The sequence below is a fragment of the Bradyrhizobium sp. genome (assembly GCF_036009065.1).
Lineage (GTDB): Bacteria > Pseudomonadota > Alphaproteobacteria > Rhizobiales > Xanthobacteraceae > Bradyrhizobium.
Genome location: NZ_DASYMN010000071.1, coordinates 25,018 through 34,719, shown reverse-complemented (window position 1 = coordinate 34,719; position 9,702 = coordinate 25,018). Strand labels below are relative to the sequence as shown.

The 9,702-nt window shown below is 62.4% G+C and carries 9 protein-coding genes; 4 read left to right on the top strand and 5 right to left on the bottom strand.

Annotated features, from left to right (window positions below; genetic code table 11):
* Positions 1 to 140: 140 nt before the first annotated feature.
* Positions 141 to 3,251, bottom strand: coding sequence for an ATP-binding protein (locus VGP39_RS04725; RefSeq protein WP_327566946.1), 3,111 nt, complete (start codon positions 3,249 to 3,251; stop codon positions 141 to 143).
* A gap of 285 nt (positions 3,252 to 3,536) precedes the next feature.
* Here VGP39_RS04725 and VGP39_RS04720 point away from each other — a divergent pair, with 285 nt between their 5' ends.
* Positions 3,537 to 4,040 carry a hypothetical protein gene (locus VGP39_RS04720; protein WP_327566945.1) on the top strand — a complete coding sequence of 168 codons (504 nt, stop codon included), beginning with the start codon at positions 3,537 to 3,539 and terminating at the stop codon, positions 4,038 to 4,040.
* A 91-nt stretch (positions 4,041 to 4,131) separates the two neighbouring features.
* Here VGP39_RS04720 and VGP39_RS04715 read toward each other — a convergent pair whose 3' ends face one another.
* From VGP39_RS04715 to VGP39_RS04705, 3 genes are all read right to left on the bottom strand, one after another.
* Positions 4,132 to 4,341, bottom strand: coding sequence for an Os1348 family NHLP clan protein (locus VGP39_RS04715; RefSeq protein WP_327566944.1), 210 nt, complete (start codon positions 4,339 to 4,341; stop codon positions 4,132 to 4,134).
* 26 nt (positions 4,342 to 4,367) lie between these two features.
* Complete coding sequence (locus tag VGP39_RS04710; RefSeq protein WP_327566943.1) at positions 4,368 to 4,916, bottom strand: TfuA-like protein; 549 nt, start codon at positions 4,914 to 4,916, stop codon at positions 4,368 to 4,370.
* A 161-nt stretch (positions 4,917 to 5,077) separates the two neighbouring features.
* The gene (locus VGP39_RS04705; protein ID WP_327566942.1) at positions 5,078 to 6,409 is read right to left on the bottom strand and encodes a YcaO-like family protein; all 1,332 of its coding nucleotides are present in this window, start codon (positions 6,407 to 6,409) and stop codon (positions 5,078 to 5,080) included.
* A gap of 316 nt (positions 6,410 to 6,725) precedes the next feature.
* Here VGP39_RS04705 and VGP39_RS04700 point away from each other — a divergent pair, with 316 nt between their 5' ends.
* The 3 genes from VGP39_RS04700 (at position 6,726) to VGP39_RS04690 (ending at position 8,550) form a co-directional block, all read left to right on the top strand.
* Positions 6,726 to 6,929 (top strand): hypothetical protein, encoded by a 204-nt coding sequence (locus VGP39_RS04700; protein WP_327566941.1) that lies wholly within the window; start codon positions 6,726 to 6,728, stop codon positions 6,927 to 6,929.
* 178 nt (positions 6,930 to 7,107) lie between these two features.
* Complete coding sequence (locus tag VGP39_RS04695; protein ID WP_327566940.1) at positions 7,108 to 8,073, top strand: hypothetical protein; 966 nt, start codon at positions 7,108 to 7,110, stop codon at positions 8,071 to 8,073.
* Between the two features lie 39 nt (positions 8,074 to 8,112).
* The gene (locus VGP39_RS04690) at positions 8,113 to 8,550 is read left to right on the top strand and encodes a DUF1489 domain-containing protein (protein WP_327566939.1); all 438 of its coding nucleotides are present in this window, start codon (positions 8,113 to 8,115) and stop codon (positions 8,548 to 8,550) included.
* Between the two features lie 102 nt (positions 8,551 to 8,652).
* Here VGP39_RS04690 and panC read toward each other — a convergent pair whose 3' ends face one another.
* The gene (panC, locus tag VGP39_RS04685; RefSeq protein ID WP_327566938.1) at positions 8,653 to 9,504 is read right to left on the bottom strand and encodes a pantoate--beta-alanine ligase; all 852 of its coding nucleotides are present in this window, start codon (positions 9,502 to 9,504) and stop codon (positions 8,653 to 8,655) included.
* Between the last annotated feature and the right edge of the window lie 198 nt (positions 9,505 to 9,702).

Below are 9,702 nucleotides of genomic sequence, written 5' to 3'. Positions count from 1 at the left end.
TCAATACCGTCAATCCACCGGGCTCCAAGCATCGCTGTGTAGAGAAGCCGCACCGTTCGTGACGCATCCAGATATACTTATCCGCATGCAAGCTGAAATAATCCTGCCCCGTCTGCTCGACCGGTGGATCGACCGCGCGCTCAGCTGCGGCGAACGTCATCCTGGCCGGAGTCGGGTTCTTCTGCGTCGGCGAGCATTCGGCCTAGCAGCGTCTCTGCCTTGTGGAGCAGCGGCTTGGCCTCGCTCTGGGCGGCAATGGCGATGCTGGCTTGCAAACAACGAATGATCGTAGCCTTACCGCTTTCGTTTGTGGCCGGCGTGACCATCGCCTCACACAGCAATGCCTCGGCTTCGAGTCCATTGAACCCCTGCTGCCGGGCAGTATTTCGCGCGTCTCGCAGCATGTTCAATGCCGCCTGCACATCCCCGGACCGGCTGAGCGCGAGCGCGAGATAGATGGAGGCGCGCAGCTCGTTTGATTTATAGCCGACGGCGACCGCCGCCTCCCGTGCCCTGGCAAGGATATTTCGTGCTGCGTCGACGCGTCCTTGCTCCAGATATGCCATTCCAAGCGGGCATGCTGTGACCGGGACGAAGATCCGTACCCCATGCTCTTGCGCCAGCGCGAAAGCCTCCTCGAGAATGATGGCCGCGGCAGCCGGATCGTCTCGACCGAGCATCAAGGTGCCACCACTATAAGCCGCCGCGACGCGATCGAATGGCCGCTGGCTGTGGTCGGCTATCTCTTGCGCTCGCCGTTGAAACTGGTCGGCCGTATCGATCTCCCCCAGCGTCGTATGGGTGAGGCATTTCATCATACAGCACATAAGTAACAGGTATTGCACGGTGGTGCCGATCGGGGCCGTGGCTTCCGGTCCCATCAATCGCGCGCAGGCTCGCCCAAGCACCTGCTCCGCTTCACGGAAACGGCCGGCGATGAAATAGGCTTGTCCGAGACCATATTCGGCAAGGTTGAGCCAACCGAGATTGCCCCACCCCTGCGCCAGACCGACGACCTGCTCGCCGGTGGCAATTGCCTCGACTGGCGTGTCGTAGAAGTTTTGCGCCGCCGATCGGACCGTCATGGCGGCGACCTTGCGCCCGATGTCATCGATCGCGTTGGCGCGCCGTTCAGCTTCCTGTCCGAGGTCCAGCCATTCGGCGACCCTGCCGGATCCCATGAACGCCATGCGCGCTTCGATCCGCAGGTCGATGGCTTCGGTCTCACGCTCACGGGAGATCGGAGTCCGGTCGAGCGCATCCATGGCGATCTCGAAGTGGGAGGTCGCATCGGCAAACGCCGACCGCGCGACGCACTTTCGTGCCACGTTTCTGCCGTAGGCAAGCGCTTTGGCCCAATCCTTTGCGCGCGTCGCGTGGTAGCAGAGCTTGTCGGCATCTTCGCGCCAACGTTCGTCGCTCTCCAACGCGGAAAGGATACGTGCGTGTACCTTTTCGCGTGTCCGCTCCACCATCGAGTCGTAGGTGACCTGACGAACCATGTCATGCCGGAATTCGAACGTATCCCCCGGGGCTTGATCGTCGGCCCTGACAAGCAATTCGGCCTGGTCGAGCGCGGCCAGAGCGCGTTGCAGCACGGCTTCAGGTAACGCCGCCACCTCGCGCAGGGTGACCACCGTCGAGCGCCGGCCGAGCGCGGTGGCGATCTGCATCAAGGCGCGTTCGGCTCTCGGCAGGCGATCCAGGCGCACCGCGATCACGCCTTGAATGCTGGTGGGAATGCCCAATTCTTCGACCGGTTGCGCAAGAGCGAGATCGCCCCATTGGCCCTGGAGAATGCCGGTCTCCTTGAAACCGCGGCATACCTCCTCGACAAAGAGAGGAACGTTGGCGGTGTGGCGAATGATTCTGCCCTTGAGATCGAAAGTCGTGGAGGAGGACCCCAAAATAGCGTCCAGCATGGCCCGGCCCGCGCCCTCATCGAGAGGCCGCAATGCGATATTTTCGGGGCTGCATCGTGCGACCCAGTCCGGGATTCCATTTGGCCGGCTGGTGATGAGTATCAGCAAGTTACGGGTTTGCAGCGAGGCAAGGGCAGCCATGACGACGTCGCTCGCGCGATCGACCCATTGCAGATCTTCGAGCAGCAGCACCGTGCGCTGCTGCTGCGCCAGATTTTCTACGAGTGCGCAGGTCGCATCGCAAATAGCGCGGCCGCGCGACTGAGGCTCCAACTTGTCCCATTGCTCATCCGATAGCGGCAGATCCAGCGCCGCATCGAGGGCTGATTGCAGGATCCGCGGCAAGTCGGCCCGGGGGTCCGTCACATTGCCTGGCCGATCATCCGCCGTCGCCGAGCCGAGAATCGAGCGCAGCAAACCCTTGAGCGCGGCGAATGGCGCGCTCTGCAAATTCGGGCTGCACTCCGCCTCGATCAGGCGCCAGCCTTCACTCGCAAGCTCCTGGAGGAATTCATGCACCAACCGTGACTTCCCCATGCCGGGATCGCCGGTCAGGCAGACCGTTCGGCCGCCGCCGCTTGTATCCTCGGCGGCCTGTCTGAGCAGCGCCGTCTCCTGGAAACGATTGACGAAGCGCGAAACGTTGCGCGTTTTGCGTAGTTGCCAGCTCGACAGGTCGCTCGCGCCGGTTACGCGGTAGATCGGCACGGCGTCGGCAAAACCCCTAAGCGGCTTGCGGCCCAGATATTCGAATCGAACGGGTCCCTCGGACAGTTTTTGGCAGGCCTCGGAGGCGTAGATCTGACCAGGCTCCGCCGCCGATTCCAATCGGGCAGCCAGATGCTGCGCCGCACCGCCAATCTCGTAGACTTTGGAGAATTCACTGGCGACGACATAGGTGATGGCGAACCCGGAGTGGAGTCCCACCCTAACCTGCAACCCGGGATCGCCGAGCCCCACCACCCGTCGAACCAGCTCGATGGCTGCGTGACAGGCCAGCGGCGCATGATTGTCATCGGCGACAGGCGCCCCAAAGACCGCCGCCAGCCCGTCGCCCATTTCTTTGCTGACGATGCCGCCGAACTGCCGCACCGCGGCTCGCATGGCTGCCAGTGCAGGCTCCAGACGCAGCAAGGCCTCTTCCGGTTCAAGCTCGGCAATCAGGTCCGTCGATTGCACAACGTCTGCGCGAAGGATCGTTACGAACTTTCGTTGGCTGTCGGGATCCTCAGCCGCGGAACTCCTGGAAATGCCGACCGCGCTCGCACCGCAATGGGCGCACCAGAGGTCGCCGGCGTCCATCGTCGATTGGCAAGTGAAGCAATGCATTTCCGCGCTCTCTTCGGCACCAAGGTGTCGAACGAAACACCCCCGCAGGCGGCTGCTCGCAAGAGTGTTATCGATTGTGACCCACCGAGCTTTCCACGACAAGCCGCCCGGAGGTTGCACGGCGTGTCTGGACGCAGCGCAGCCTTGGGTGCTAGCTTTGCCGCCGGAACCGGACGACCGACCGCACGAATACGAACGCAACCGCGGCCGGGCGGCCTCAATCCAGCATAGACTTGAGAGATAGGGCTAGGTATCTTTTTATTTTTTTGAGGGGGAAACTCGATCATGTTGCAGATGATGATGATGGGCGGAAGGGTATACGAGACCAGCACCTTCAAACAGGCTATGGATAGTCATTACTATCCTTTGGACAGCATGAAGCAGAGCGTCGAAAAACTGAAAAACTCCCAGGACATAGACATAGAGACGATGGAGTTCGGTCAGTATCAGCCGATATTGGCGGCAACGGAAATAAATCAAAAAGGCTCCAAATTCTGGCTGCAGAATGTGGGTCGCGCTCGTGTCCAGTTGACCGCTCAACCCAATAAGGAGCCGGTCTCCCAGGACGATCCGACCGTCCCCCTGACAAAATGCGCCCGTTTGGACGCTTGCGTTCGCAAGTGCTTTAATTCGGACCCGCCAATTTGCATGTCGGTCAATGTTACGCAGAAAGTGAAGGGCGATCCAGACCCCACTGAGCATGACATCCTGCTGGTGTGGGACTATGGACCGGGAAGCAAGGTACCCACGCATCTGAATTTGACGATGGTCTGTCCGGTCGAAAGTTGAGCTCAAGCTGATGAGCCGCCGCTCGCGTCACCTCTCCCCTGCGGGGAGAGGTGAGACCTGAACGTCACGGTTTAACCGCGGCAAGCAGCGCTCAGCCCCATCGCAGCCGGGCAACCGTCGCCTCGAACTTCCGGCGGTCAAGGTGCTTGATGGCCTCGGCCTCCGCGGGAGCAAGATCGAACTCCCGCGCGATTGCCTCGGGATCGGCGAAGATTCTATCGCGCAACTCCTTGTCGAGCAGGGCTCTGCCCAGCAGTTCCGTGAGTTGCCGGCTCGGCATCGGTCTGGCTTCGGTGTCCAATTGCTATCCTGCCCTGAGCGTGCGGTTCAAATGCCTCTTGCCCATCGGCCCGGCTCGCGACGTTCCGTGAGCGAAGCACCGAGGCGGATCGCTTCCGCCGCATCAACCGCCTTCACATTTGGTATTGTTCCGCCGCAACATGCCAGGAGAGAATCGACCGTGTCGCCACCGAGGACGCGGCGCAGGGCGTCCATCAGCCTGTCCGGGGATCGATCGGCAAAGAAGATATTCCGGGCGACCTTGAGCAGAACGGCGCTTTGCCTGTTGCCGATCAGTCCGGCCGCAAAAGCCTGTTCCATCCAATATTCGACATCGACCATCGGCACCGTCATCGGCTTGAAGTCGAACGGAGAGTAGACCAGCGCGACATCCGCGTCACGGCGCACAGCGCAGCGTCGGAAGTAATCATAGACCCACCCGACACCCATCATTCCGGATCGGTCGAGTTCGGATGCGCGCAGCGCTCCCATGCTGGAGGCGCCGATCACGGTTTTTCCCCTCTCAAGTACGGCCAGGATTTCCTTAGGCGACACCGACATGTTCTGCCCGAATTCTCCGTCGAGGATGACGAACACGTCGTGATCCTCGACCGCAGCGAGGTCGCCGCGCTTGATCGGAGGGGCGTGCGTGACGGCTGCAAGCCTGCGCACCTCCTCTCCGGCAATCGACGGTCCAAAGAAAACAATCGTCTTCATCGGCGTCTCGCGCCCGCAGTCGATGAGATTTCCACCCGCGTTCACCGGATCTCCTGCAACGCCCGAAGTCCCAAACTTGCTCGGCTGCCATGCGCAAAATAAAGCGTCCAGATCTCGGTTCTCGGCACAATGACGCGCACAACCGGGATACCCACGTCCGCTCTGGTGATATCGACGACAACGATCTGGTCGAAGCCCGATTGCCGCATCCGCTCGATGATGAATTCGACGTCCTCGTTGACGGATGGATATTGATAAGACGGCAGATCGTCGAAGCGGAGGGGCTCGCCGGCGCCGGCCCGCGCCTCTACCGGCGGCGCTCCCGCAGGCGGCACGAAGTCCGGCAGATCCTCCCTGCCGCCCTGTATGCAGGTGAGGCGGGATTGTGCGGCCTCGGTCAATGCGCGGATGAGGGCGATGCGCGCATCGGGATGGGTACCGCATCCGGCGTAAGTATTCACCACGGTGGGCAGCCCTTGCGGTTCGGTTATGGTACAGCCGATGGTGGGGATGCCGATCGCCGAGGTCAGGTTTTGAAGTTGCACCTTGAGGCCTGCTCGCTGCAGCTTGCGGACCAGGGCCGCTGCGCGACGGGGCAATCTACGAAGCGAGATCAGCGGCACCTCTCCGCGCTCTGGCGGCGCTGCGTCACCGAATCCCATATCCGCCAGGATCGCCGCAACTGCGGGTCGGACCTCCGCCCTTGCCAGTGCCAGCGCTGTGGCATCGCGCTCGATCACCTCGCACAATGCGTGGCAAACCGCATCGACCCGCGTATTGCCTGACGCCAGACCGTTCGTGCTCGTATAGAATAGGGACAGACCGGGATCCGAGTAGGGCGCCACGACGCAGTTCAGCGGCGCAAACGTCGGCCGGCGCGTCATCAGATCGAATCCCAGAACCCACTCCAGCATCAGACGTTCGCTGTATCTGCGGACCATCGGGACATGAATCTCAAGCGGGTCGATACACGCGTGCTCGCTTCGCAGATTGTGGTGGGACGAGGCGAGCACTGGACCGTCATACCGCTCCCCGGCATGACGTTCGATCGCCTCCATCAGAGCGCCGGCATAGGCATCGGCGCGCGTGGTTCCCTTGCCATTATAGTAGGACATGCCCGGCCCGAGGTCGTGCGGCCGCACCGTCATGAAATTCGGAATGCCGACCCGGTCGAGATCGGTCACGTCGGCGACCTTGGTAACGCCGATCGTATCAAGTACCGCGAGCGCGCGACGGATCGTGGCGCTCGGCCTGACGGAGCGTTCGACGCCTGAACCGGAGTATTTCACCTCCCTTGGGCCAAGCCAATATTGATAGCTGCATTGGTCGGCGCTCATGGACGTCCCTTCTCCTCCGTGCGGCGGTGGCCTCATCCTCGCCTATCCTGCAGCCCGCCCCGCGGATAGAGCCTTTTACACCGGCCACGCAGCAGACCTGCCATGGGTTCGGCCCATTGTGAGCAATTGCTGATTATCATGCGAAGGCCGGGCGGCGCCGGCCGGCCAGCCTGAATTATCGAAAAGGACCCGAAAAAAACCCTTATCGCACTGAGAAACCTGCAAAATTTGCGCGTTTGCCATGTCCTGATGTGACTGGCCAAATCGACCGTCCGCGTGCTATAGATATTGCCGGGCATTTTCAGTCGGCCGCAGCTATCGGGACCGCGAGCTTGGCCGGCACTTCCGTGTGATGGAGAAGGCGTTGAAGCATAAGTTTGTCGTGGGTGAGACTGTTTATTTTACTGCCAGCAATGTCGCGCGTCCGGCCGCCAGCGGCACTTATGAGGTGATCCGGCTGCTTCCGACCGATGGCGACGACTGTCAGTACCGGATCAAAAGTTCCGTCGAGGCGTTCGAACGCGTGGCCAAGGAAAGCCAGCTTGACGTCGGCTGACCGGCGGTCTTCCTGCGCGGGCGCGGCCCATTGCCGGCGCTCAACTCCCGGAATGAAAACGTCACGATCGCCGTCAAGTTGACGCAATCAGGGTAAGCTTGGTGCGGAGCAAATTCGGCATTTGCTTTTGCCGAGTGCGCCCTGTGCTGAACCGATCCAGCCCTTGGGAAACTTGCGCATGAACTGGGCCTGGCCCACCTCGCTCGATCAACTCTGGCGTTCGCCGACATTTCCGATGTGGCTGACCCTGGCCGCAGGGAGTTTCTTTGCCCTTGTCCTGCTCATCACGTTGTTGCGCGCCGAAAAATCCGTCGCCAACGGCGCGTTGACGGTGATTACGCTGCTGGCGATCGGGGTTGCGGTCGCGGCAACCATCCGCGGTTTTGGTCCGGGGGGCGCAACCGCGTCGCGCGGCGCCCAGTCGTCCCAGCCAATGACGGCTGCGCTGCCCGCTTTGTCCTGCGTGGACGACCTGGCGGGAGAGGTCGTGCTTGCTGCTTGCGAAAAGGTTCTGTTTGGCTCCGCCGACGCCGCGGCTGCGGCGGTGTCGTATGCCGCCGCGCGGCTCTCGCAACTCACCTCGTTTGGCGACGTCGCTTCCGCCAACAATAATATGACGCCGGAGCTTTCGACATTGCGGCGATCCGTGGAGCGCGATCGTTATGGCTTGATGGCGTATGTGCTTGCTGCGCGGGATCGTTGTCAGCCCGCCGAATGCGCGGCCTACCGGTCGCTGACCGATCACAACCAGATCGCCGCCAACATGGACGAGCGGATCTATGAGAGCCTGATCTTGCGGCATTCATCCTCGTGGAATGCCCCCGTAACACCCGCAGCGCCTGCGGCCGGCGCCGTCGCCGCGCTTCCACCATCGCTTCCCACGGGCAAGCCAACGAATGCCGAGTTTCCGAGCGCAGCTTCAACTCCGCCAGTCAATATCATGACGCCCGAACCGCCGCTCGGCTCCACGGCTGCTGCGCCGCGCCCATCACCGGCGGCGGCAAATGCGCCGACGCCGGCGCCCCGTCCGTCACCGGCATCGACCGCGGCCAAGAAGCAGGCGGCGCCGAAAGCAAGGGCGGCCGCGCCCGTTCAACTTTCACCGGCTCCCGGTGCACCGGCTGGTGCCGCGGACAACGACTGATCCTTCCAAAAGCCGTCGCCGAAAGCTAACCTTTCAGTCATGCCGCTACATCTCATCAAGCTTGCCGTCGGCTGCGACTCCCTGAAGGAACTCAAGGGCTGGGTCGCCGAGCGCATGAGGACGGCGAAGCAGAAAGGCCTGCCGCGCCAGCATATTCACATCACCCGTATGACGCCGAAGCGCGATCAGGAATTGCTCGACGGCGGTTCGCTGTATTGGGTAATCCGCGGCGAGATCGCCGCGCGGGAAAAAATCCTCGCGATCGAGCCGTTTCGCGATCGCGGCGGCATCGGGCGATGCCGCCTGGTGATGCAGCCAAAAGTGATTGCGGTATCGCCGCGGCCGATGCGGGCGTTTCAAGGCTGGCGTTATTTTACCGATGACGCAGCACCAGCGGATCTCGGCAAGTCCGCCGCCAGCATCGCCGCGATGCCCGAGCCGCTGCGCCGCGAATTGCGCGATCTCGGATTGCTCTAAAAAAGCGTGATGAATCTAGGTTGACCCGGCTTCCTTTGACCGCTCCCCTGCGGGGAGAGGTGATCTGAGCGTCGCGGCGATTCAACCTAAAACCATCATGCTCTAGACTGCGACGTTGTCGATCAGCCGGGTGCTGCCGAGCATCGCGGCGACCAGCAGGCGGATCGGCCCATCCTTGATGGATTGGACCGGCGCGAGCGTCTGCGCATGCCGCGCTTCGAAATAGTCCAGTGCAAAACCTGCCGCCGTGATCAGTTCGGCGCCTCCAGCCATCGCAGCGTCAAGATCGTCGCCGCCGCGCAGCCGCTGCGCGGTCGCTTTCATGGTCCGGTACAATACCGGGGCGACACGGCGTTGCTCGGGCGACAGATAGACGTTGCGCGACGACATCGCGAGGCCGTCGCGTTCGCGCACGGTCGGCGCGCCGATCACCCGCACGCCAAGATCGAGATCGCGCGCCATTTGCGCCACCACCCGAAGCTGCTGGAAATCCTTTTCGCCGAACAAGGCGATGTCCGGCCGGCATTGCATGAACAGCTTGCCGACCACGGTCGCAACGCCGGCGAAGAAGTGCGGCCGGAAACGATCCTCCAGCCCGGCGGTGGCCGGGCCTTCGGTGAGGATTCTGGTGGCAAAGCCCGCCGGATACATGGTTTTGACATCGGGATTCCAGATCAGGTCCACGCCCTCGGCCGCGAGCCTCGCCACGTCGGCCTTCCAGGTCCGCGGATAGGAGCCAAAATCCTCGGTCGGCGCGAATTGCGAAGGGTTGACGAAAATCGAGACCGCGACCCTGGCGGCGCGCCGTTTCGCCAGCCGCACCAGCGCCACATGGCCGTCATGCAGCGCCCCCATGGTCGGAACCAGCGCAATCGCGCCGCTTTTTGCATGGAAGCCGTCGAGCGCGCGGCGCAACGCGGGCAGCGTGCGAGCGATTATGGGAGGTCGGGACATCAGGGATCGATCCGTGAGGGCGAGAGGACGGAGCTTCCGCCCGAGGTGGGATGTTGAGCTTACCAAAGCCGGTCGCTCGCCGCCAAGCCGGCGGCCCCCCGGGGTCCGAAGCCATCCCCCGTCTTCCGATGAAGTCCGTAGCGGCACGATATCCACAGCTGCCGCCGATCGTGCGCCAGATTCATCATTAAGGCAGAG

Coding starts and splice junctions, on each gene's coding strand:
- VGP39_RS04725 (WP_327566946.1), bottom strand. CDS start 3,251: ATGCATTGCTTCACTTGCCAATCGACGATGGACGCCGGCGACCTCTGG.
- VGP39_RS04720 (WP_327566945.1), top strand. CDS start 3,537: ATGTTGCAGATGATGATGATGGGCGGAAGGGTATACGAGACCAGCACC.
- VGP39_RS04705 (WP_327566942.1), bottom strand. CDS start 6,409: ATGAGGCCACCGCCGCACGGAGGAGAAGGGACGTCCATGAGCGCCGAC.
- VGP39_RS04700 (WP_327566941.1), top strand. CDS start 6,726: ATGGAGAAGGCGTTGAAGCATAAGTTTGTCGTGGGTGAGACTGTTTAT.
- VGP39_RS04695 (WP_327566940.1), top strand. CDS start 7,108: ATGAACTGGGCCTGGCCCACCTCGCTCGATCAACTCTGGCGTTCGCCG.
- VGP39_RS04690 (WP_327566939.1), top strand. CDS start 8,113: ATGCCGCTACATCTCATCAAGCTTGCCGTCGGCTGCGACTCCCTGAAG.
- panC (WP_327566938.1), bottom strand. CDS start 9,504: ATGTCCCGACCTCCCATAATCGCTCGCACGCTGCCCGCGTTGCGCCGC.